The 22,796-nt window shown below is 69.3% G+C and carries 18 protein-coding genes and 1 tRNA gene; 6 read left to right on the plus strand and 13 right to left on the minus strand.

The genetic code is table 11. From position 1 onward, the window contains the following. Positions 1-33 precede the first annotated feature (33 nt). The 3 genes from DB31_RS17460 to DB31_RS17470 all read right to left on the minus strand — a co-directional run bounded on the left by DB31_RS17460 (position 34) and on the right by DB31_RS17470 (position 1,837). Positions 34-104 (minus strand) — tRNA-Gln (locus tag DB31_RS17460). Positions 105-293: 189 nt separating this feature from the next. After that, on the minus strand, positions 294-1,451 hold the full coding sequence (locus DB31_RS17465; protein WP_044188944.1) for an RtcB family protein: 1,158 nt from the start codon (positions 1,449-1,451) through the stop codon (positions 294-296). After that, positions 1,448-1,837 carry a ribosome-binding factor A gene (locus DB31_RS17470; protein WP_044188947.1) on the minus strand — a complete coding sequence of 130 codons (390 nt, stop codon included), beginning with the start codon at positions 1,835-1,837 and terminating at the stop codon, positions 1,448-1,450. Before DB31_RS17470 ends, DB31_RS17465 begins: the two co-directional genes overlap by 4 nt. Before the next feature lie 472 nt (positions 1,838-2,309). Here DB31_RS17470 and DB31_RS17475 point away from each other — a divergent pair, with 472 nt between their 5' ends. The 3 genes from DB31_RS17475 to DB31_RS17485 all read left to right on the plus strand — a co-directional run bounded on the left by DB31_RS17475 (position 2,310) and on the right by DB31_RS17485 (position 5,876). Next, positions 2,310-3,707 (plus strand): dihydrolipoyl dehydrogenase family protein, encoded by a 1,398-nt coding sequence (locus tag DB31_RS17475; protein ID WP_044188949.1) that lies wholly within the window; start codon positions 2,310-2,312, stop codon positions 3,705-3,707. Between the two features lie 151 nt (positions 3,708-3,858). Continuing rightward, positions 3,859-4,626, plus strand: coding sequence for a hypothetical protein (locus DB31_RS17480; RefSeq protein ID WP_044188950.1), 768 nt, complete (start codon positions 3,859-3,861; stop codon positions 4,624-4,626). Further along, positions 4,623-5,876, plus strand: coding sequence for a glycosyltransferase family 87 protein (locus tag DB31_RS17485; protein ID WP_157232028.1), 1,254 nt, complete (start codon positions 4,623-4,625; stop codon positions 5,874-5,876). Before DB31_RS17480 ends, DB31_RS17485 begins: the two co-directional genes overlap by 4 nt. Here the strand turns inward: DB31_RS17485 and DB31_RS17490 are convergent. Beyond that, positions 5,845-6,942 carry a ferritin-like domain-containing protein gene (locus DB31_RS17490; protein ID WP_044188954.1) on the minus strand — a complete coding sequence of 366 codons (1,098 nt, stop codon included), beginning with the start codon at positions 6,940-6,942 and terminating at the stop codon, positions 5,845-5,847. The two genes, DB31_RS17485 and DB31_RS17490, sit on opposite strands and share 32 nt — an antisense overlap. A 228-nt stretch (positions 6,943-7,170) precedes the next feature. Here DB31_RS17490 and DB31_RS17495 point away from each other — a divergent pair, with 228 nt between their 5' ends. Further along, positions 7,171-8,286: a DUF4785 family immunoglobulin-like domain-containing protein gene (locus tag DB31_RS17495; protein ID WP_044188956.1), complete on the plus strand. Its 1,116-nt coding sequence runs from the start codon at positions 7,171-7,173 to the stop codon at positions 8,284-8,286. 48 nt (positions 8,287-8,334) lie between these two features. Here the strand turns inward: DB31_RS17495 and DB31_RS17500 are convergent, their stop codons facing one another. The 4 genes from DB31_RS17500 to DB31_RS17515 form a co-directional block, all read right to left on the minus strand. Then, positions 8,335-8,850, minus strand: a complete 516-nt coding sequence (locus tag DB31_RS17500) for a hypothetical protein (RefSeq protein ID WP_044188957.1) — start codon at positions 8,848-8,850, stop codon at positions 8,335-8,337. 129 nt (positions 8,851-8,979) lie between these two features. After that, the gene (locus DB31_RS17505; protein ID WP_044188961.1) at positions 8,980-9,573 is read right to left on the minus strand and encodes a TIGR02265 family protein; all 594 of its coding nucleotides are present in this window, start codon (positions 9,571-9,573) and stop codon (positions 8,980-8,982) included. Between the two features lie 4 nt (positions 9,574-9,577). Further along, positions 9,578-10,672, minus strand: a complete 1,095-nt coding sequence (locus tag DB31_RS17510) for a metallophosphoesterase family protein (protein WP_044188964.1) — start codon at positions 10,670-10,672, stop codon at positions 9,578-9,580. Further along, positions 10,669-11,898: a hypothetical protein gene (locus tag DB31_RS17515; RefSeq protein WP_075306038.1), complete on the minus strand. Its 1,230-nt coding sequence runs from the start codon at positions 11,896-11,898 to the stop codon at positions 10,669-10,671. Before DB31_RS17515 ends, DB31_RS17510 begins: the two co-directional genes overlap by 4 nt. 143 nt (positions 11,899-12,041) lie before the next feature. Here DB31_RS17515 and DB31_RS17520 point away from each other — a divergent pair, with 143 nt between their 5' ends. Then, a complete protein-coding gene (locus tag DB31_RS17520) occupies positions 12,042-14,753 on the plus strand; it encodes a serine/threonine-protein kinase (protein ID WP_044188967.1) in 2,712 nt (903 codons plus the stop codon). 445 nt (positions 14,754-15,198) lie between these two features. On the opposite strand, the gene DB31_RS17525 is transcribed toward DB31_RS17520, so the two are convergent. The 5 genes from DB31_RS17525 to DB31_RS17545 all read right to left on the minus strand — a co-directional run bounded on the left by DB31_RS17525 (position 15,199) and on the right by DB31_RS17545 (position 21,944). Beyond that, complete coding sequence (locus tag DB31_RS17525) at positions 15,199-16,266, minus strand: AraC family transcriptional regulator (protein ID WP_052420039.1); 1,068 nt, start codon at positions 16,264-16,266, stop codon at positions 15,199-15,201. Between the two features lie 163 nt (positions 16,267-16,429). Further along, a complete protein-coding gene (locus DB31_RS17530) occupies positions 16,430-18,076 on the minus strand; it encodes an MBL fold metallo-hydrolase (RefSeq protein WP_044188971.1) in 1,647 nt (548 codons plus the stop codon). A gap of 131 nt (positions 18,077-18,207) precedes the next feature. Continuing rightward, positions 18,208-18,825: an FMN-binding negative transcriptional regulator gene (locus tag DB31_RS17535; RefSeq protein WP_044188973.1), complete on the minus strand. Its 618-nt coding sequence runs from the start codon at positions 18,823-18,825 to the stop codon at positions 18,208-18,210. A gap of 43 nt (positions 18,826-18,868) precedes the next feature. Beyond that, a complete protein-coding gene (gyrB, locus tag DB31_RS17540) occupies positions 18,869-21,322 on the minus strand; it encodes a DNA topoisomerase (ATP-hydrolyzing) subunit B (protein WP_083968400.1) in 2,454 nt (817 codons plus the stop codon). Between the two features lie 169 nt (positions 21,323-21,491). Then, a complete protein-coding gene (locus DB31_RS17545) occupies positions 21,492-21,944 on the minus strand; it encodes a hypothetical protein (RefSeq protein ID WP_044188976.1) in 453 nt (150 codons plus the stop codon). A 98-nt stretch (positions 21,945-22,042) separates the two neighbouring features. Between DB31_RS17545 and DB31_RS17550 the strand changes: the two genes are divergently transcribed. Further along, complete coding sequence (locus DB31_RS17550; protein WP_044188978.1) at positions 22,043-22,795, plus strand: GNAT family N-acetyltransferase; 753 nt, start codon at positions 22,043-22,045, stop codon at positions 22,793-22,795. Position 22,796: the final 1 nt, after the last annotated feature.

The following is a 22,796-nucleotide window of genomic DNA, read 5'->3' on the forward strand; positions in this document are numbered from 1 at the left end:
GTGGCGGAGACACACCATCCGAGAGCGAGGTGACTGGGGCGCAAGGATTCGAACCTTGATACTCAGAGTCAAAGTCTGATGTCCTGCCATTAGACGACGCCCCAGCAAGTTTGCGTTGTCCGGGGTGGATTGTAGGCCATCCTCGGGAACGCGGAAACTTCTCTCGCAAAGGATCAACACGAACGGAGGGTGTGGGGACTGACCGTGCGCCTACACGGGGCGTTCAATGGAGCACACCCCACCCCCTCCCGAGCGGGCAGCCAGGCTCGCTGGCTGCCCCGGCCCGGCCCCTTTCAGCCCTTGAGGACCGCGATGGGGGTGAGCCGCCGCACCGGCGTCACGAGTTCCTCCTCGTCCTCGAGGACTTCGGTGATGTCGCGGTAGGCGGCGGGGGCCTCCTCGACCAGGGTGGCCACGCGGCCCGTGTCGAACACCACCCGGCGGAGGGCGTGCTCCAGCGCCGCCGGACGGATGGACGCCCGAGCCTCCTTGCGCGTCATCACCCGGCCCGCCCCATGTGAGCACGAGCAGAAGGCCCGGAGCTCTCCCCTCCCGGCGACGAGGTACGAGGCCGTCCCCATGCTGCCGGGGATGAGGCCTCGCTGTCCGGGGGCCAGTCCGATGGCTCCCTTGCGGTGGACCAGCAACGTGCGGCCGAAGTGGTGCTCGGCGGCGACGTGGTTGTGTTGCACGTCCACGCGGGAGTCCGGCTCGGGTTCTCGTCCGAGCGCCTCGGCGAGCACCGCTGCCGCGCGTGACAGGAGCGCGTCGCGGTTGGCACGGGCGAAGCGGCACGCCAGCTCGGTGTCGGCGAGGCAGGCGGCGCCCTCGGGTGTATCCGTGCTCAGGCCGGGCAGCGAGCCCTGTCCTTGGACCTGGGCCCCCCGCACGTGGTGAGCCGCAATGGCAGCGCCCACCCCGCGCGAGCCCGTGTGCAGGAGCAGCCAGAGGTCTCCTCCCGCGTCACGGTCCAGCTCCAGGAAGTGGTTGCCTCCGCCCAGCGTCCCCAGGTGCCGGGGCGCCAGCCGCTCCCACTCGCGCTGGAGGCGGTGGGTGGAGAGCTGTGCGGCTTCGAGCTCGGGCGGCAGCGGCAACCCTCGGCCTCGGTGCACCGCGTCTCCCACAGGCACGGCCCGGGAGAACGCGGTGAGGAGGCGCGTGAGCTCCGCTCGATCGAGCGCGGAGGCGGGGTAGTCGAAGCGCACGGCGCTCACCCCACAGCCGAGATCTCCCCCGAGCGCTCCAGGGACGATGTGACGCTCGGTGGCGAAGACGGTGCCCACGGCGACGCCCTCGGCCACGTGAACGTCCGGCATGGCGGCCACGTGCTCGACGACATAGGGCTGGCTGGCGATGTGCTGCAGCTGTTTCACCGCGCCCGCCGGCACTGCGCGGGCCCAGGCGAGGATGGGGACGGCGCCCGGTGGGCTCTCGAGGAGGCGCGGCATCATGCCTCACCCCCTTCCTCGGACTCTTCGTCCCAGGCGGACTCCTGGGACACTCCCACGTAGACGAAGCGCAGGTGCGGCACGCGCTTCAGGTCCAGCCCCATCGCGAGCTGGGAGCGGATGAATCCACTCGCGCGCTTGAGGGCCTCCTCGACCGGAGCAGGCCCGAGGTGCGCGAGCTCGGGAGGGAGGGTGAAGCCGAGACGGGCGTTGCGCCCATCCGGCGTGAGCTCGATCGACGTCACGGAGACGCCTTCGAGCAACGGATCCGTCAGCTCTCCACGGAAGAGGCGGGACACCTCCTGGAACAAGAGGGATTGAACGCGCAGGTGACGCGCGGGAATGGACTCGATTTCTGCGTGGCTACGGCTATGCTTGGAAGAAGTCATTTGGACGAACGGTTCCCGTCAGGCCGCACGCGTCCCCGGCGGCTCCGGACACGGAGCACGCGAGAGACACGTCGGCCAAAGTCAGCTCGACAGAGCCCCGTGCAGACGCCCGCGCGCCGGAGGCGGCAGGCCCGTTCGTCTCGACTTCAGCGAGGGAGCGGAGCGCGCCCGGTCAGGCGAACGTCAGCGTGGAGCGACCCGAGACACCGTTTTGCACAGTCCCCATGGCACACCTCCCGCCGCGCAGGTTGAAGCGCGATCCAGTGCGGACACGGTGCCACCGCACCCTGTCCGAGTCAACGGCCCGGACGCGCCTCACGTCAGAGGCTGACGGAGACGGCGGCAGGCGCTCCGGGTGACGGAACTGCCCGAAGGATGAGGCGTCTGTCGACCGCTGCGCAGAGGCACCCTCGTGCCTTGGCGAGGCCCCACGGTCAGCGTACTCAGGGGGAAGACACGGGAGGGACAGCACATGGCGGATGCGTTCGATGTGGTGGTCATCGGCGGAGGCCCCGCGGGCGAGAACGCGGCCGCACGCGCGGCGGCGGGCCAGAACCCGCCTCTCTCGGTGGCGCTCGTGGAGCGGGAGCTGCTCGGGGGCGAGTGCTCCTACTGGGCGTGCATCCCCAGCAAGGCGCTGCTTCGGCCCGCCGAGGCCCAGTGGCTCGCGCGCCACGCACCCGGCCTGAGCGCGTCCGTGCAGGGAGCACTGAACCCGCGCGAGGTGCTCCGCCGCCGCGACGCCATGGTCAGTGGTTATAAGGACGACTCGCAGCTGAAGTGGGCCGAGGGCGCCCACCTCCACGTGGTACGCGGCCACGCGCGGCTGAGCGGGCCGCGCACCGTGCGCGTCGAGGGACAGGGAGGCACACGCGAGCTGACGGCACGTAAGGCCGTGGTCCTCGCCACGGGGAGCCGCCCGCGCCTGCCGGAGCTTCCCGGCTTGAAGGAAGCACGGCCCTGGGACAACCGGGGCGGGACGGCCGCGAAGGAGGTGCCACGGCGCCTGGTGGTGCTCGGCGGAGGGGTGGTGGCCGTGGAGCTGTCGCAGGCGTGGCGCTCCTTGGGCTCGGAGGTGACGCTGGTGCAGCGAGGCCCACGGCTGCTCTCCCGCTACGAGCCGTTCGTGGGCGAGGAGGTGGAGAAGGCGCTGCGCGAGAGCGGCATCACGGTGCTCCTGGGCACGGAGGCCTCGCGCGTTCACAGGCCCGGAGGGCGGGGGGAGGTGACGGTGACGCTCTCCTCGGGTGGCACGCTCCAGGCGGACGAGCTGCTGGTGGCGATGGGCCGCGTGGCGAACACCGCGGAGGTGGGGTTGGAGACCGTGGGCCTCACACCGGGCAAGCCCGTGGAGGTGGACGACCAGCTGCGCGCCAAGGGCGTGGAGGGCGGGTGGCTCTACGCGTGCGGGGACGTCAATGGACGCAACCTCCTCACGCACATGGGCAAGTACCAGGCGAGGCTCGCGGGGGACCACATCGCGGGCCGGGAGGTCCGGGCCTGGGCGGATGCCAAGGCGACACCCCAGGTCATCTTCACGCACCCCCAGGTGGCTTCCGTGGGGCTCACCGAAGCGCAGGCCCTCAAGCAGGGGCTGCGCGTCCGCGCGGTGCAGTACGCGGTAGGCGATGTGGCGGGCACGGCGCTGCTGGGCAAGGGGCTCGGCGGCACGGCGAAGCTGGTGGTGGATGAGTCCCGGCGCGTCATCGTGGGCGCGACCTTCACGGGTCCCGGCGTGGGCGAGTTGCTGCACGCGGCCACCGTCGCCGTGGCGGGCGAAGTGCCCCTGGACACTCTCTGGCACGCAGTGCCGTCCTTCCCAACGGTGAGCGAGGTGTGGCTGCGGCTCCTGGAGGCCTACGGTCTCTGAGCGCTCCCGGCCCTCTCCCGAGCCGGGGTGGGCTTACCTCTCCCGGGCCTCCTGAAGCATGCTGTGCTCCATGGCCGCGACGACGAACGCTGAAGCTGTCCCCGCAGAGGCTCGGGAGGGCTCACCACCCTCCGCTGATGCCGCACCCCGCGTGGTCCCCGTCCCGGCCGCCGCCGAGCCTCGCGCCGTCACGGCCGATGGCACTCCCGATTGGGTCGGGGAGAGCTGGCACAAGTACAAAACCCGTGGACTGGACTACTTCCGCCATGCCTTCACGCTGCTCGTCCGGCCCGGGCGCGCCATGGAGGAGTGGGCCACGGGCCAGCGTGAGGTGCTCAACCCGCTGCATTTCCTGGGCCTGGGCTTCCTGCTGATCATCACCGCGCGCCACCTCGGCGAGCAGTACCTGCTCGGGCCGGCGCTGGAGGCCCAGAACCTCACGTCCGTGCTGAAGACACCGCTGGGCGTGGAGCTCGTCTTCCTGACGCTGTCCCTGCCCACCCACGCCGTCATGCGGCTGAGCGGCAGCCGCGCCCCCCTCAGTGCCACCCTCGCCGCGTTCATCTACACCTTCATGGGGCCCGTGGTCCTGCTGCAGGCGGGCGCGTGGCTGATCAGTGGGCTCCTCGTGCTGATCACCGGCTCCCTGCCGCTCTACGAGCTCAAGGTGGGATTCATCACGCGCCTGTACCAGCACAACGCGTACCCCTGGCCGCTCATGGTGGCCAACTGGGTGGCGCTCATCTACTGCGTCCGCGCCATCGCCGGAGTCCACCGCAAGCGCTGGGGCTGGGCCTTCCTGGCCCTCTTCGCCGCCCACCTCGTCTTCGTTCCCCTCATCTCCCAGCTCACGAAGGTCGAGCTCGAGGACATCTCCCGGCTCATCGATAGCGCAAGCCAGTGGCTGGGGCCGGGATGAGCCCTCACGGTGGCATGGCCACCTCCAACGCCCCAGCCTCCGAGGTCCGCTCCACCTCCACTGTTCCCGAGTGGGCATTCCTCGCGCTGCTGCTGGGGCTCGCCGTGCTGGCGGTGGCGCTGGGGCAGCATCCCCGGCGCGGCTTGGACTTCCGGGTGTACCTGCTCGCCGCCGAGCGCTTCCTCGCAGGCGCCGACCTCTACCCCGTCAGCGATGGCCCGATGCCGTTCAAATATGCGCCGTTGACGGCGCCCCTGTTCCTCCCCTTCACGCTCCTGCCCGCACGGGCCGCGGCGGCGCTCTGGAACCTGGGCGCGGTGGTGGCACTCGGAGCCCTGGCCCGGCTCGCCTCGCGCGCGGAGCCTGCTCCCCGAGAGCGCGCTCCCTGGCCGTGGGCCCCCGCGCTTGCCACGCTGGCGCTGCTGCCCGCCTTCCACCTCGAGCTCTTCTATGCACAGGTGGATGGGGTGATGCTGCTCCTGCTCGCCCTGGCCGCCGTGGGCGCCGAGCGGGGCCACACCTGGGGTCCTGCCGCCGCCTGGGCCCTGGCCGTCCTCCTCAAGCCTCCCGCAGTGCTCCTGGCCCTCTTCCTGCTCGCCCGGCGGCACTGGCGCGTGCTCCCGGCGAGCATCGGCGTCGGGCTCCTGCTCGCGGTGCCCTCCGTCGCCCGGTATGGGTTTGAAGGGCTGTGGGTGCAGACCCAGTCCTGGATGGAGACGCTCGCTCGCACCACGCCGCCCTGGGCGCTCGGGCACAACCCGCAAGGGCTTCCCACGCTGCTCCTCTCGCTCGTCTGGCCTGCGGACACCGAGCCCACCGGCTCGGCCCTCACCCTGGCGCAAGGGATCGCGCTCGCGATCTTCGCCGCCGTGGTGCTCTGGAGCCGCGCGGGAGCGGTGGAGCTGCTTGCCCTGTGCTGCCTCGGTGTGACGCTGCTCTCCCCGCTCGCCTGGCGAGCCAACTTCGTCATGGCGTGGCCCTTGCTTCGCACCACCGCGGAGGCCCGGACACGCGGAGGCCTCGCGCTCCTCGCGCTCGCGGGCCTCACGGGTGTCCTCACCTCGGACACCGTCCTCGGCGCGGAGACCGCGCGCCAGGTGCTGCTCTGGCGGCCCTACGCGCTCGTCTTTACCTCCCTGATGCTGTGGACAACGTGGCAGTCGCGCCGGGCCGCGAATCCGAACGTCTCCGCCGTTTCCCCCCGGCTGCCCCAGGACTTCAGTAGGCGGCCTCCTGCGACTGGGCACTGACGCCCGCCACGTAGGCATCCCTCGCCTCGCGCAGCCGCTCCATCTCCAGCGCCACGTCCTCGTCCGCCTGGCCCTGCTCCCGGGTGTCCAGCTCGCCGAACTCCAGCACCCCCATGTCCGCGAAGGCACTCCGCAGGCGCGGACCCCACAGCCCGATGTCCTTCAGCGTGGGCACGATGCGCGTGAACAGCATCCGCTGGTACTGCTGCATGATCTCGGAGGTCCGCATGTGCTCCGCGCAGGCCGGCACATCCAGCCCCAGCTTCTCGAAGACCTCCTGCCCCAGGAAGCGGTCCCGCATCAGGTAGCAGGCCTCCACGGCGAACTCCTCCCGCTCGTCCCGCTCCTTCTCCGTCAGCCGTGGATACAGGTCCTTGAGCGCCAGCCGCCCGAAGGCCACATGCCGCGCCTCGTCTTGCATCACGTATGCCGTCAACGAGCGCCCCAGCGGCTCGGTGGCCAGGTCCCGGATCAGCCCGAAGGCCGCCAACGCCAGCCCCTCGATGAGCACCTGCATGGCCAGGTACGTCATGTCCCAGCGCGCGTCCCCGAGCGCCTGCCCCAGCAGCGTCTGCAGGTTCGGGTTGATGGGGTAGATGATGTGCAGCTTCTCTCGGAGGTAGCGCGAGAACACCTCCACGTGACGCGCCTCGTCGAACACCTGCGTGGCGGCGTAGAACTTGGCGTCCAGGTCCGGCACCACCTGGACGATGCGTGAAGCGCACACCAGCGCGCCCTGCTCGCCATGCAGGAACTGGGAGAAGCGCCAGCAGTCCAGGTGGCGGCGCACCAGGCCCCGCTCCTTCGCGTCCATGCGCTCCCAGATGGCCGAGCCGTAGAGCACCACGTACTCATCCGGGAAGCCGAGCGGGTTCTCTGGATCCACATCCTGCGACCAGTCCAGCCGCGTGTTGGCGTCCCACTGCTTCGTCTTGCCCTTCTCGTAGAGGGCGAGCAGCCGGTTGCGACCCCCGTCATAGTCCCAGTGAAAGACAGCATCCGTGCCCGGCGAGGCAATGGACCACCGGGCAGCCTTCTGTGGCTCCGTGGACGAGTGCGTCTTCATGGTCTGGCTCCTGTGTGCCCAGATTGGCGCGGTGGGCGCCGTGACGGTGTGTATGCACCTTTGCGATGGCAACGTGTCGGCGGCAGCGAACTGTCCAGGATTCAATGCCGGGTCACGGCTCACCGCTTCACGGAGGCCCACCTTGGGGGCTGAGCGCCCGTCTCCCCCCTGACTGGACGTGCCCCCAAAAGCCATGCCAAATGGACGCGCTTCAAGCCCCAGGGGACCATGGCGGAGGAAGAGAAGAAACAGCGCGGACTGGGGGCGGCGGCGGCGATGGTGGCCGTGGTGGCCGTGCTCGGGGCCTTGATGTGGCCTCGCAGCCCGAAGCCGGTCTCCCCTCCGGGTGACGCAGCCGGGGCTCCGGTACCCGAGGTGGCCCAAGCGCCGAGACCGCCCCCACCTCCCGTCAGCCAGCCAGCGGCTTCGTTGGATCCACTGCCTCCGGGAACAACGCTGGCCACACCTCCAGAGGCGCCTCCGCTCGAGCTGCCCCCGACGACGCAGGTTCTCACGGAGGAGCTCTTCCCCGGCACGACGGACTGGGAGTCCATCCCCGTGGATGACGCCCACCAGCTGCGCATCCAGCCGCTGCGCTACAACGTGGTGACGCCCATGCCGATCGCCGTCCTGCTGGAGATGATCGACGCGCAGGGCCAACGCCAGCCGCTGCCCTCTCCCCGAGTGCGCGTGCGTTCCCAGGCCAACGCCGCGCAGCCGTGGATCCAGGTGCCAGTGAAGGATGACGGCACGGGCTCGGACGCCAAGGCGGGGGACTTGCAATACACGGCCACGCTCCAGCCCACCGCCGAGCAACAGAAGCTGCTGCTCGGACAGGTTCTCATCGAGGGCAGCGTGGAGGGGCCCGGCAAGGGGACGCAGGTCATTCCCTCGATGCTCGTCTACTCGCGAGGGCCTCGCGCGAAGCTGACGGACCAGTGGCGGGACTTCATCCGCCAGGGCCATCTCGACCTGGAGGCGGAGGTGGAGGTGGAGGAGGCCGGGAAGTTCACGCTGATGGCGCAGATCTTCGGCCCGAACCAGCAACCCATCGCCTGGGTGCGGCAGACGGACGAGCTGCTCGCCGGACGCGGCCACATCACCTTGGAGGTGTTCGGCAAGGTGCTGCACGACGCGGGCATTGATGGCCCGTACCGCGTGCGACAGGTGCTGCTCACGCGCAACGACGAGAACTCGAGCCAGTACGACCCGGGTGTCCCGATAGAGGAGGCGCACCAGACGAAGGCCTACCGCGCCAGCGAGTTCTCCGCCGAGCCGTACCAGCCCGCCCTTCCTCCGGCGGGCACTCCCCCCTCCCCAGGTCCCCAGGACTTGGAGCACTGAGCCTCAGCACTCCGGGCCCGAGGCCCTGCTTCCCAGTGGCTCCGGCGATCAGGCCGTGTGCAGCGTGCCGTTGGCGGACTCGGCCTCGACGGCGGCGATGAGCTCGGGCGAGGCACCTTCCGCGAACAGCGGCGCGCTGGTGCGAGCCTTCGGCGGACGGCCCCGGCGGCGCGGCGCGTTCTCCTCGCCCTGAGCCGAGGGAGCCTCCAGCACCGGTGCCCCCTCCGCCCGCAGCGCCTTGCGCACCGGCCGCGGCAGGCTGATGCTGTCCAGCTTCGCGCTCAGCTCCGCGTCCTCCTCGGCGAAGATGCGCGCGTAGGCCAGGGCCCGCTGGCCCTTCTGCAACAGTGCCTCCTGGCTCTCGTAGAGCGCCTGGCGCGCCGCCTCCAGTGCCGCCTGCGCCTGCGCCAGCTCCGCCGCCTTGTCCTTCACCCGCTCCGCCGCCTCCTCCAGCACCGCACGGTCGAGCTCTGGGAACTTCACCGTGGCCAGCTCCTGGCCAAACAGCTTCAGCAGGTCCTGCAGCGCAGGGGAGATGGGGTCATTGCCAGATGGATCGAACATGGGTTACCTCCGAGGTAGGGCCCTCCATCTGCACAGATGTTCAGTCCCATTTCAAGAGGCTCTTTCCCGAGGCCTACAAATCGGCCCGGGCGCGTTTCCACTCGCTGACCGCCAGCGGCGTCCCCGCGCTCACCAGCGCACGTCCACCGTGAAATCCAGGTAAGGCACGAAGGTGCTCGGATCCACCTCGAGCGTGGCCTGGCACCCTTTGATTCGCTCGATGCCCGCCCGGAACATACCGAGCATCCAAGCAGGCCCCGGCAGCTCCCCCCGGAAGATGAACCGCCCATGGTTGTCGGCCACGCGCTGGTACTCGCGCTCGCCGAACGAGGTGATCATCCGAGACACGCCCGGCACCTCGGCGAGCCCCGCGTGCGGATCCTTCTCGGCGGCGGCGAGCACCATCTGCCCGGTGGACCAGGCGAACAGGCCATCCGCCGCGCCGTACCCCAGCGCCTCCATGGCCGCCTCGAAGCTGCGCCCTCGCGCCATCAGGGCCTGGCTGGCCAGCTGCAGCAGACGCAAGTAGTCGGAGGCCGGGTATGACAGCACCGGCAGGAGCGCCTCCTGGGTGCACGGCACCTGCGAGCGAATCTCCGCGACCACCTCGCCACCAATGAGCCGCTCCACGTGCTCCAGGGCTCCTTGGAAGAAGAACCCCGTCAACGTGTGCTCCGGGCGGCAGCGCTTCATCCGGGCCTGGAGGGTCAGCGCCGATTCCATGGCCTCAGTCTACGCGCACCACCGCCACGTCTTGCACTCCCTTGGCAGGGTCCACATCCACCGCGAGGTAGTGCCGCCCCACCCCATCGAACGTCTCCGGGATGGCGCCACCTCCGCCGGAGATGTAGGCGGGGATGCCCGCGTTCGAGAACGCGTAGTACGAGTGGACGTGACCATAGAGGGTCAGGTCCACCCCGGCCCGCGACATCTTGCCCACCAGTGCGGCGGCCTCGTTGCGGCTGGAGAACGAGCCGTTGCGCACCCCCACCGGATCCAGCGGAGCGATGTGCATGCCCACCACGTGCACCGCGTCCTCACCGTCCGCCAACCACCCGTCGAACTGCTCCTCCACCGTGGGATCCAACGTGCCGTTGCCTGTGTCCAGCAGCGAGAAGTGCACGCCCTGGAAGGTGAAGTGCTGGCTGCCCCGCCCGACGAGCTCGTGGTACGGCACTCCCACCGTGAACGTCTCGTGGTTGCCCAGCGTGGCGTACAGCGGAATGCGTGAGGCCTCCTGCCGCAGCTGGAACTCCTCCAGCTGCTCGCGGCTGCCCGTCTCCGTCAGGTCCCCCGAGAAGACGATGAAGCGCAGCGACGGGTCCTCGTTCATCCGCGCGTAGATGTCCCCCACCTTCGGGAGCGCCTCCTGCACGTCCGCCAGCGCGGCGAACCGGTAGGGCTTGGGCTGGTCCCAGTCCGGTGGTGCCACCGTGAGACGCACCTCGCGGCCAGCCCGGAGGTGGACGCGCCACGTCTTCACCGTCGGCACCATCGAGGGCCCCGGCTCCACCTCCAGCGGCTCGCTGCCCGCCTCCGCTGACAGCACCGCGTCCGGCATGGCGTTGCGCACCACCAGCGTCCACCACTCGGGCGCGCCGGCCTGGGCCGTGGCCCGCAGGCGCAACACGGGCGCGTTGCCCCACAACGTCAGCGCGCCAGGCTCCAGGCCTCGCACCGCCGCCAGCCCGTCCTCCACCACCAGAGAGAGCCCTCCGCTCTCGGCGCGGCCAATCTCCAGATCCTTCAGCGCACGCCCCTCCGCGGGCCGCACGCACCCGGCCAGCGGCAGCAGCACCAGCAACCACCCCAGACGCCTCACGGCTCACCTCCCAGCGCGTACACCGCCGACAGCCGCGCCACATAGGCCGAGCCCGCCTGCACATCCGCGGACACGCCCCAGTGCTCGCTCAGCAGCACACGGCCGCGCAGGCCGAAGTGCCCCGGCACTCCCGCGCCCACCTTCAGGCCGCCGGCATAGTCATCCTTGCGGTGGTCGTAATAAAGGAGCGCCTCCCCGCGCAGCGGCCCCGCGCGCCCCAGGTACACCCCATAGCCGAACGTGAAGAGCAGCTGCTGGTGCAGCGCATCGTCGGAGGGAGGGCCGAAGTAGCCGTAGCCCTGGAAGGCCAGGCCCGCGCTCACCTCGGCGAAGGAGCCCTCGAGCCGGGGGCTCATCCGCGCCATGGCGTACCGGCCTCGCAGGCCCACCTCGGCGCTGCCCATGAAGAAGCCCTCGGTGGGGAAGCGGTGGTAGATGGCCGCGGCCTCCACATCCACCGCTGTGCCATCGTCTCCGCCCCGGGCCCGCTCCGGCGCGCCGAGCACCCGGTACGCACCTCCCACCCGCAACCGCGAGTTGCCATCGCCAGGAGACAGCCGCGCGGAGCCCTCCAGCCGCACCGACTCCAGCCGCGCGGTGGCCCCCAGCGCCAGAAAGTGGCGGTAGTCGAAGTTCGGATCGCTCACGTGCTGGTAGCCGAAGTCCAGTTCCAGCGGCGGCAAGGAGGACGCGGCCCAACCAGGCGTAAACGCGGGGGACACCGTGGAGTAGAGGTTGGCCATCGCGGACAGAGAGAAGAGGCCCGCGCCCGCCAGACACACCGTGTACAGCGGGCCCACGACGCGCCGGGATGCCCCCGTCAGGGCGATGGGCGCTCCGCCCACGAGCAGCAGCCCCAGCCCCGTCCCTTCCATGGCGAAGAGCCGCCCCGCGGTCCGCGTGTCGCCCGCCGCCAGCGGCCCCATCCCATGCAACAGCAGCCCGGGCACCACCGAGGCCACCACCGGGAACACCTGGAAGCCTGGGCGGGCCGGCCCGAGCTCGGCAGGCCCTGGCGAAGGCGTTCCCACCAGCGAGCCCTCGGAGCTCCCGGGGAGCGGCGCCAGCCCGGGTCGCGCCCGAGGCGCATCGGACGCCACCGTCTCCACGACAGGCTCGGAGGGGGCCGCACCTGACAGGTCCTCGGCCCTCCCCACCCCGGGCCCTCCCACCAGGAGCAACACCACTCCTACCTTTAGGAGCAGGGACTTATCTGGGTCTGCCATGGCCTCTCCTCGTGTCCTTCCTGGAAGTCCCATTGAGGGAGCAAACCCCGGATCAGGTCAACCCCCGGTCCGCGGGCCCTACTTCCGGATTTCCAAACCGAATCCAGGTATGCTGCGGTCACCCTACCTCCCCCTTCTGCACCTTGGCGGCTCCCGGCCCACAGGAATTCGGCAAGTACGTTCTGCTGTCCAAGCTGGCTGCGGGCGGCATGGCGGTGACGTACCGAGCCCGCATGACGGGTGCCGCAGGCGTCACCAAGCCGTGCGTCATCAAGCAGATCCTCCCCCACTTCGCGGACGATCCGGGCTTCATCGAGATGTTCGTCAGCGAGGCCAGGGTGGCCGCGCAGCTGACGCACGGGAACATCGCCCAGGTCTTCGACTTCGGTGAAGTCAACGGCCAGTACTTCATCGCCCTGGAGCTCGTGCACGGGCAGCCGCTGTCCAAGGTGCTGCGCAAGGCGGCCAAGACCGGCATGGGCTTCTTCCCCATCCCCCTGGCGCTGCACATCGTCAGCAAGCTGTGCGACGGGCTGGACTACGCGCACCGCCACATCGGAGACGACGGACAGCCGCTGGGCCTGGTCCACCGCGATGTGTCGCCGGACAACGTCCTCCTCTCGTATGAGGGGGAAGTCAAAGTCATCGACTTCGGCATCGCCAAGGCCACCAGCATGGTGGAGCAGAAGACGTCGCCGGGGGTGGTGAAGGGCAAGTACCCGTACTTCTCTCCCGAGCAAGCCCAGGGGCGGCAGGACCTCGACGCGCGCACGGACGTGTACGCCGCGGGCGTGGTGCTCTACGAGGCCGTGTGTGGCAGGCGCCCGTATGACGGCGAGTTCGTCACCGTGCTGCCGCGCATCCTCGCGAGCGACTACACGCCGCCCTCGCAGGTGAACCCCGCCATCAGCCCGGAGCTGGAGGACGTCATCGCCCGGGCCCTGGCGCTGCGCCGCGAGGACCGCTACCAGACAGCCAAGGAGCTCAGCGAGGCCCTGGTGGAGCTGCTCTACCGGGACAACCCGCGCTTCACACCGTCGATGCTGGCACAGCTCGTGGCGCACCTGTTCACCGAGGAGCTGACCGCCGAGGGCCGCAAGGTGGAGCTGCCGCCCACCTTCGCGGATCAGCTCTCCTCGTGGCAGAACCCGGGGCCCTCCTCCTCTTCGGGCCGCCCTCGCACGCCCTCGGCGGCGGGAGGCCGCCAGTCCAGCAGTGGCAGGCCCTCGAGCTCGGGGCGAGGCACGGGGCAGCGTCCGGCCACCGGAGGGGGCGCCAAGCCTCCGAGTGATGGCGGCGCGCGTCCCGCCTCGGGGAGCGTGGGGGTATCGACCACGGGCACGCGGCGAGTGCCCACCGGAGGCCTTCGCCGCTCCACCAACCCCGGCGGGGGCATGCGCCGGGTCACGGGTGAGCGCCCAGCCCCTTCCATTCCGGACGAGCCCCCTCCCGCAGAGCACGATGACGCGACGCCAGCCGAGAGCCTGCCGTCACTCGTCATGCCCGTGGATCGGGCGCTCACGGACCGCACGGCGCCCAGCGTTCCCGCGTTGGATCCCCAGGCCACCCGCCTCCAGGCTGCCGCCACCGCCGCGGCGCCTCGGAGGAATGTCGATCCGGCCGCCGAGTTCCGCGTCCACAAGGCCCAGGAGGAAGCGGAGCGCACGGCACGGACCCAGAAGCTGGTGCGCAACATCAGCCTGGGCATCTTCGGCATCGTGGCCGTGCTGGTCCTCTTCGTGCTGCTGCGTCCCAAAGAGGACGAGTACGTCGCGCCCACCACGAAGATCCTGGTCACCTCGAGGCCCGAGGGCGCCACCATCAAGCTCAACGGCCAGGAGGTGGGCAAGACGCCGAAGCCTGTCTACGGCTTCGTCATCAACGAGGCCAACACCCTGGTGCTCACCCTTCCCGGCCACCTGGCGTGGACCAAGCGCTTCACCCCGGACGGCTACAATGATCCGCCGGTCGTCGCGGAGCTGAAGCGCGAAGTCTCGGAGCCGCCGCCCCCACCCAAGCCTCCGCCCGCGACCGTCACGGCCACGGCTCCGAGCACCCCGAGTGCGGCCACCCCAGAGGCGGGCACTCCTGCTCCCACCGCGGCCTCCGGCGACAAGGATCTCGACTTCCACGAGGTGGTCTACCCCACGCGGCTGTTGGTGCTGCGCACCGCGTACAACGCCTTCCCCATCTCCGAGTACTCACCCGCGGCGATCGACCTGAACCCGAACGTCGCCTACACCGTGCGCACCGATGGAGGCGCGGCCTACAGAGAGGACGGCGGCACCTCCAGCACGCTGGCCTACTTCCTGGAGGGGGAGATGTCCGTGGATGACTCCTTCGGGCTGCTCAGCGGCTCGCCCCGTACCATCAAGGGCGCGCGGAAGATGTACGTCTTCGCCATCGACGAGACGCCACTGAGCGACAACCGCGGCACCGTCCGCGTCCAGCTCAACGAGTCCAAGTGGAAGCCACCGCGCTACCTCACCTTCGACCCGCAGAAGCACGCCCTCTGGCTCAAGGCCGAGCACCAGGTGTGGCTGCACGGGCTCAACCCGAAGTCCACCTACCTCTTCACCGTGCGCGACGACTTCGCGGAGCTGCGCAAGGACAGCAAGGGCCGCATCCGCCGAGCGCTGTGCATGCACCACGACGGCAGCCCCACCTCGCGGCCCACGCACCGCATCCTCGAGACGGGCAAGCGCTACACGCTCGATGACCTCGAGACGCTGCGCTGCACCTTCCCCGACACGCGCCTGACGGACAACGAGGGTGCGCTCGAGGTGGATCTGGTGGATGTGACGAACATGACGCGCAAGGAGCGCGCGGACTACATCCGCAAGACGGGCTTTTGATCGCTGATCCACTCGGGACGAGCGGCCAGCCGAGCCCTGGGGCTGTTCCTCGAAGGACGATTCCCACTCAGAGTGCAGTGCCTACCCTGTAAGCGTTGGCGCCTCGCGCGAGGGAGCAAGGCTAAGCCCTCGGAAAACCTGAGGTAGCCAAAAGGATCATGAAAGGCACCCGTATTCTGGGTATGATCCACAGGTTCCTTCCGTAAAGGCCCCGAGGCCCAAGCCTCGGACCGCTCGACAAGGACGGGAAAGGCACGTGGGCGCGGAGCCGAGGTGGGCACCGGGCCCACGGGTCTTTTGAGGGCAAAAAAAAGCCGCACTCAGGTGAGGAGACCCAAGTGCGGCCCGCGACCCGGAACGGAGGGGTTGGACACCGGGACGCGAAACAACCCTGCGAGCGGCAAGCTAACGTCCCGGTCTGACATCCGCTGGTGAACACCTTCTCCTACTCGGAGAAACGGGCGCTTCGCGCCGCCCGGCCACGCTCTCCCAGCCCCCGCCGGGCCCTCCCGAGCCCCCGAGCCGCCTCCTCTGGAGGCACCACCACCGCCTCCAAGGCCTCGCGCATCTGCTCGCGGTAGCGCCCGGGGGGCACGCCGCGGACGCGGTGGAAGGTGCGATTGAAGGCGAACTCGGAGGCGTAGCCCACGCGCTCGGCGATGACGGCCAGGGACAGCTCCCCGTCTCGCATCAGGCGCGCGGCCACATCCATGCGCAGGCGCGTGAGGTAGACGAGCGGAGGCTCTCCCACCAGCTCGCGGAAGCGCCGCGAGAAGGTGGCGCGAGAGCAGGCCACCTCGGCCGCGAGCGACTCCACCGTCCAGTCCCTTCGGGGCTCTCCGTGCATCAGCGCCAGCGCACGGCCCACCTGCGCATCCCTCACTGCGCCGAGCCACCCAGCACTGCCCTCGGGCTGCTGCTCCAGCCAGCCGCGGATGATGTGGATGAAGAGCACATCCACCAGGCGCGCGGTGACGGTGACGGTGCCAGGGCCGGGCTGGGTGTACTCGGCCACCAGCAACCGGAGCACGGCCTCCAGCGGTCCGGACATGACGCCCGCATCCGCGCGGAGGTGAATCACGGACGGCAGCAGCGAGAGCAGCGGGTGGACGCCGTCGTGCTCGAAGCGATAGGCGCCGCACAGGAGCACGGTGGAGGGGCCCTTTCCCTCCAGGCTCAGGCTCATGCCATGCGGGCCCTGGGAGACCTGGCACCGCGCGAGCATCTTCGGGAAGGGCATCGGCTGGACGTTGGGCGCGCTGGTGAGGCTGTGCCCGGCGCCGTGGGGCAGCAGGACGACGTCTCCCTGCGCGAGGTGCAGGGGCTCGCGGCCCTTGGTGCGCAGCCAGCACGAGCCCTTCGCGACGATGTGGAGCCCGGCGCGAGAGGCGGGCTCGAAGAGCATGCCCCAGGGAGCAGGGAGCTCGGACCGGGCGAACACCGTCCCGCCGATCTGGGTGGAGGAGAGCACGTCTGCCAGCACATCCATACCGGTGGGTTGCGAGCGCCGCATGATGAGGCGAACGCTACCACGCGCCTCCCACCCGAAACGAACCGGCCCCAGAACACCAGGAGCGAGCAAGCTCCCAGCGTCCAGGGCCGGTGTGGCTCTTCTCTGATCAGCGGAAAAGAGCCGATGTGGGCACCGGAGTCCGCTCAGTCGCGGCGAGCGAGCCCTACATGCCCGCGGCCTGCTGCAGATCGGCCAAGGAACTCGTGTTGCCGTGGCCACCCGTCACGGTGGTGACATCCAGGCTGTAGGTGGTCTTGATGGCGGTGTAGAGCTCCTTGGGGCCGTTGCCGAAGCCGCCCTGGCCCGGGTTGAAGAGGTCCGAGGCGAAGGCGATCTTGTCGTTGGGCAGGTAGAACAACAGCATGTCCGCCGCGTGGGTGTTGGGCAGGTTGTACGCGACGACCGGGTGCGAGGCGTCGTCGAGGCGCAGCGGGGTGCCGATGGCCACGGGGACGATGGTGGGCGCAGTGGGCTTCTGGGCCAGGGCGTCCGGGCGGAGGGTGGACGGCGCGCGGAACAGCTCCTGGTAGAAGCTGGTGAGGGACTCGTGCGCGACGACCTTGGTGCCCTGAGCGACGTAGGAGCGCAGGCCGCCCGCGTGGTCGCTGTGGTGGTGCGTGGCCAGCACGTGGGTGATGGGCTTGTTGGGGAACTTCGCCTTGATCCAGTTGATGATCGCGTCACTGCGCTCGGGGTAGAGCGGCGCCTCGAGGACCACGATGCCGTTGGCCTGCTCCACGACGAGGGTGTTGTGCGAGTAGCCCCGGAGGTAGTGCACGCCCGGAGTCAGCACTGTCTCACTCGTGGTGAGGTCCACGCCGTCCAGCGGGATGCCGAAGGAGGCGAAGACCTGGTGGAAGACGTGCTGGGAGGCGCCGCGCGCCGCGTCCTCGGCATTGTAGGGCGGCAGGTTGGTGCCCGAGGGGAGCTGGAAGAGCGAGGCGGCCAGGGTGCCGTTGACCGTCACCGTCTTGCGCGTCTCGCTGGAGACGAGGTGCCCATCCACGCCCATGTAGACGTTCTTGGGGAAGAGCAGGCCGCTGGAGGTGGTCTCCCAGCCCTCATAGAAGACCTCGACGGGGACGTCGCGGTGGAGCGGCTCGTTCTCCAAGGTGGAGAGCTTGGCGAGCTTGCCCGTCTTCGCGTTCACATAGAGGGTGATGGGGTGGACGGAGTCACTGACCACCAGCAGGTTGTGGAGGCTGCCGTCGAGCAGGGCCGAGCCGCCGTCGGTGGCGATGCTCGGGTTGGCGGCGATGTCCTTGAGGATGAGGTGCGGGTTGAGGAACCGCTGCTGGCGGCGGATGGCGGCGGTGCGGTCCGAGAGCAGCGGGCCACCGGGTGCGCCGAAGAGGCTCTCGGTGCCGTCCAGGAAGCCGTCGTTGCCGTTGACGATCTCCTTGAAGTCCTGCTGGAGGGGGAAGAAGAGCGTCAGGGTGCGCTTGTGGTGGATGGCCAGCTTGTTGCCCGCGACGTCATAGCTGATGGTGGTGCCATTGGAGGTGCTGCCCATCAGCGGGGGATCCGACGGACGGAAGCCCTCGCCGGCGGTGTAGGCCTGGCCGGAGACGGTGAGCTCGAAGTTCTGCAGGCCTTGGACAGCGGCCTTTCCGCCGATGCCGGCAAACGCCTTGTCGGCAGTGCCGAGCGAAGGGTCAACGGTGGCGTCCGTGCCAGGCGCGCCCTGAGGACCTTGCTCGCCTTGAGGGCCTGCGTCTCCCTCGCAGCCAGCGGCGACGAGGGCAAAGCCAAGGGTAACGGCGCGCAGGGTGCGCAGCGGAGACCAGCGGGTGGAGGACAGCTTTCTCATGGGACAGCTCCCGGGGTGAGTGATGCGAGACGGGTGACGACCGCGGGCCACTGAGTAGCGCTGGAGCCGTCCCGCGAGCCATGCCCGGGAGAATCAATGTTTTGTCCGTTCGTCTCACGCGCTCCCGGACGTCAGGAGTCCCGCTCGCGCATCAATGCGCCGACGGCGCGGAGCTCAGTGTCTTCGCTGCGCTCCAGCCGCTCCATGACGGCGCGGCGGTCCTCGGGAGCCCGGTTCTGGTTGAGCTTGAACTTGCCCTCCACGCGCGAGAGGCGGAGCTCGAACGCAGCAATACCGGGCAGGAGCTTCCGGGCATAGTCACCCTCCATGGACCACGGCTTCTCGAAACCGGACTCATAGGTGTCCACGGAGGCGCGGAGGATGCGCAGCGCCTCCTCGGGCTCCTCGATGAGCCGAGGCTGGCCGTAGGCGTGGACCACGGTGTAATTCCACGTTGGGACGTTGGGCTGGGTGACGTACCAGGACGGCGACACATAGGTGTGCGGGCCCTGGAAGATGACGAGGACGTCCTGGTCCTCGGAGAAGGCGCGCCACTGCGGGTTCGCTCGGGCCATGTGCGCCAGCAGCCGTCCCTGGGTGCCCTCGGAGCCGGGCTCGACGAGGAACGGCAGGTGGGAGGCGAAAGGGACGCCGTCCTCCACCGTGACGAGCGTGGCGAAGCTGTGGCGCCTCATGAAGGCGAAGAGGCGCTGGGGATCCTGCTCCTGAAACGACCGCGGGAGGTACATGGAGCACGGACGTGCCCCAAGCCTCCCGCGCCGTCAACCCGGCTCAGATGTCCAGGTTCTGGACGTCCAGGGCGTTGCGCTCGATGAACTCGCGCCGCGGCTCCACCGCCTCGCCCATCAGCAGCGAGAAGATCTCGTCGCTCTCCACCGCGTCCTTCAGCTGCACCTGCAGCAGCGTGCGCGTGGCCGGGTTCATCGTCGTGTCCCAGAGCTGCTCCGGGTTCATCTCGCCCAGACCCTTGTAGCGCTGCAGGCCCAGGCCCTTCTGCGCGTCCTTGCGCACCGCGGCCAGCACCTCCTGCACCGAGTACGCCGTCAGCTCGCCGCCATCCAGCTTCACCGTGTACGGCGGCCGGCCCAGCGACGCGAAGGCCTCGCGCAGCCCCACCAGCTCCTGGTACTCGGGCGACGACAGGAACGCGTGGTCCACCACCGTCTCCCGCATGCTGCCGTTGATCTCGGTGTGGAACACCAGCTTCTTCGTGTGGTGCTCCGGATCATCCCGGCGCTCGTGCTTCACGCGGCCCAGGATGTCCGGCATGCGCGTGCGGAAGTAGCTGTACATCCGCTCCACCTCCGCCGCCAGCGCCGTCTCGTCCGACAGCGTGTCCGCCGTCACCCGAGCCGCCTGCACCAGCGCATCCACCACACGCGCGTCCTTGCGCTTGGCCTGCTTCTCCAGCCGCTCCTCGTAGGAGATGACCTTCTCCAGCATCGCCTTCAGGTCATTGCCGCCCAGCTCCCCAGCCGGCGTCACCACCCGCGAGTGCTCCGAGGCAATCCTCAGCAGGTACTCGTTCAGCCCGCGCTCGTCCTTGACGTACATGTCCTTCTTGTTGCGCGTCACTTTGTAGAGCGGCGGCTGCGCGATGTAGAGGTAGCCGCGCTCCAGCAGCTCGCGCATCTGACGGTAGAAGAACGTCAGGAGCAGCGTGCGGATGTGGCTGCCGTCCACGTCGGCGTCCGTCATCAGGATGACGCGGTGGTAGCGCGCCTTGTCCGGATTGTAGTCCTCCGCGCCAATCCCCGTGCCCAGCGCGGTGATGAGCGTGACGATCTCCGCGCTCGTCAGCATCTTCTCGAAGCGCGCCTTCTCCACGTTCAGAATCTTTCCGCGCAGCGGGAGGATGGCCTGGTTGCGCCTGTCCCGGCCCTGCTTCGCGGAGCCACCTGCGGAGTCACCCTCGACGATGTAGAGCTCGCTCTCGCTCGGGTCGCGGCTCTGGCAGTCGGCCAGCTTGCCCGGCAGCGAGCCGCCATCCAGGATGCCCTTGCGCCGCACCGTCTCGCGCGCCTTGCGAGCGGCGATACGCGCCCGGCAGGCGTCGCCGATCTTGGCCACCACCTTCTTGCCGTTGACCGGGTTCTCCTCCAGGTACGTGGCGAGCTGGTCATTCACCATCTGCTCGACCAGACCTTTGATCTCGCTGTTGCCCAGCTTCGTCTTCGTCTGCCCCTCGAACTGCGGATTGGGCAGCTTCACGGAGATGACCGCCGCCAGGCCCTCGCGAGCGTCCTCGCCGGTGGGCGTCTCCTTCAGGTCCTTCCACAGCCCGCCCTTCTCCGCGTAGCTGTTGATGGTGCGCGTGAGCGCCGCCTTGAAGCCGGACAGGTGGCTGCCACCCTCGTGCGTGTTGATGTTGTTGGCGAAGGTGTAGATGCGCTCGTCGTAGCCATCGTTCCACTGCATGGCCAGCTCCAGCGACACGCCCTCTTTCTCCGCGCGGAAGTAGATGGGCTTGTCGTGCAGCGCCTGCTTGGACTTGTTCAGGTACTCCACGAACGAGCCGATGCCGCCGTCGAACTTGAACTCGTGCTCCTTGTTCGTCCGCTCGTCCCGGATGGTGATGCGCAGGCCCGCGTTGAGGAACGCCAGCTCGCGCAGGCGCTGGCTCAGCGTCTCGAAGTCGAAGTCCCGCGCCTCCATCACCTGCGGGTCCGGCTTGAACCACACCAGCGTGCCGAGCTTGTCGGTGGTGCCGACCTCCTTCACCTTCCCGTCCTGAACGCCGCGCGTGTAGCTCTGCTCGTACACCTTGCCGTTGCGCTGGATGCGGACCTTGAGCCACTCGGACAGGAAGTTCACGCACGTGACGCCCACGCCGTGAAGGCCGCCGGACACCTTGTACGCGCCGTTGCCGAACTTGCTGCCCGCGTGCAGCTCGGTCAGCACCACGTCCACCGTGTCCTTGTCCTTGAACTTCGGATCCGGGTGCGGACCCACGGGGATGCCGCGCCCGTTGTCCTGGACGCTCAGGCTGCCGTCCACGTGGATGACGACCTCGATGTCCGTGCAGAAGCCGGCCAGCGCCTCATCCACCGAGTTGTCCACCACCTCGTACACGAGCTTGTGCAGCCCGTACGTCATGGTGTCGCCAATGTACATGCCGGGCCGCTTGCGGACGGCCTCCCGGCCCTCGAGCTTGGTGATGCTCTCGGCCCCATACTCCACGGGCGGCGGCGTCGGCGAAACGCCGGTTGCGGGGGTGTTTTCCATGCGTGATGGGTCCTCGAAAAGCTGCCTTGGATCAGGGTCCGTGCCTATCACCTCGGGGCACCACGGACAAGGACGACGACCGGACGCAAGGCAGCGGAAATATTCAGAAAAGTCGTTCGGTCGCCCGCCTGCCAAACCCACCCGGAGGAGCCTGTCCTCCACCCCTCTTTCAAGCGTCGTAACGGGACGGTGGGACTCGCTCCTCCAATGCGGAGATCAGCTCTTCGAAAACAGCCCGGCGAGCAAACAGATGCCGGGTGATGAGCACCCGTCCCTGCTCGTGGAAGAGCCCCAGCACGTCGCCCTTGCGGCCGAGCCTGCGCACGCTCGAGAGCTGTGCGTAGGTGAACTCCATGGGCTTGTCGTTGCTGAAGGGCCGCGCCATGCGCACGCCCATGGGCCCCAGGGTGATGCCCCACCCGGGCCGTGGGCGCAGCCGGTGGAAGGCGTAGAGGAACAGGAACATCAGCCCGGCGGAGATACCGGCGCGGGCCTCCGCAAAGGGCTCCCCGGTCTGGCGAGCAGTCGCCATGGCCCAGGCGGTCAGCACTGCGAGCAGGCAACCCCCCAGGACGAGCGCGATGCGAGTCGAACGGGGATGGAAGGCGAAGAAGCGGTCCATAGGGTACCCCCGAACCTAATCGCCCTGCCTCCAGGCGCGGGGATTTTCCACGCGAGGGTTGTTTGCCAGGCGGCGCACTCGGCCTACCCTGTACCTCTGTGACGGATGCCGAGCTCGACGGGCGCCTGCGCGCCAACATCACGGCCTTCAAGCAGTTTCAGGCCAGTCAAGGCTCTCTGCGCAGCCTGACCCTCCCGGGCCTCGCGGCGTTCGCCCAGCCGAACCACCCCCAGCTCATGGGCCAGCAGCAGGTCTTCTTCCACGACACGGAGGCGCTGCGGGCCGCACTGCCCACCCTCGAGGACTTCTACCGGAGCCACGGCGTCCAGCTCTGGCGCGTGTGGGTGCCTCCGGGAAATCCTGTAGGGCCCGCACTGGAGCGCGCGGGCTACCGCCCCGAGGGCTCGACTCCGGCCATGGGCCTCAGCCTCGCGGACACGCCGCTCACGCCTCCCAGCCTCCCGCTGGAGGAGCTCCCCTCGCAGGAGGAGCTCATCCCCCTCAACGCGGAGGCGTTCGGCCCCAGCGCGGCCTTCGAGCTCCGCCCCTGGCACAGCCAGCCCTACGGCCCCGTGCGCATCCGCGGCATCCGCGAGGCGGGCCGGCTCATCGCGGCCGGCTTATCCTTCGACGTGGAGGACACCGCGGGCATCTACCTCGTGGCCACCGCGCCCAGCGCGCGCAAGCGAGGGCTGGCCACCGAGGTGATGCGCGGCCTGCTGCTCGATGCGCGCGCCCGGAACCAGCGCGCGGCCGTGCTCCAGTCCACCGTCCAGGGCCACAGCGTCTACCTGCGCATGGGCTTCCGGGACCTGGGCGACTGGGTGAACTGGGTGCGCCGCTGGGCCTGAC

It is taken from the genome of Hyalangium minutum (assembly GCF_000737315.1).
GTDB classification, from domain to species: Bacteria; Myxococcota; Myxococcia; order Myxococcales; family Myxococcaceae; genus Hyalangium; species Hyalangium minutum.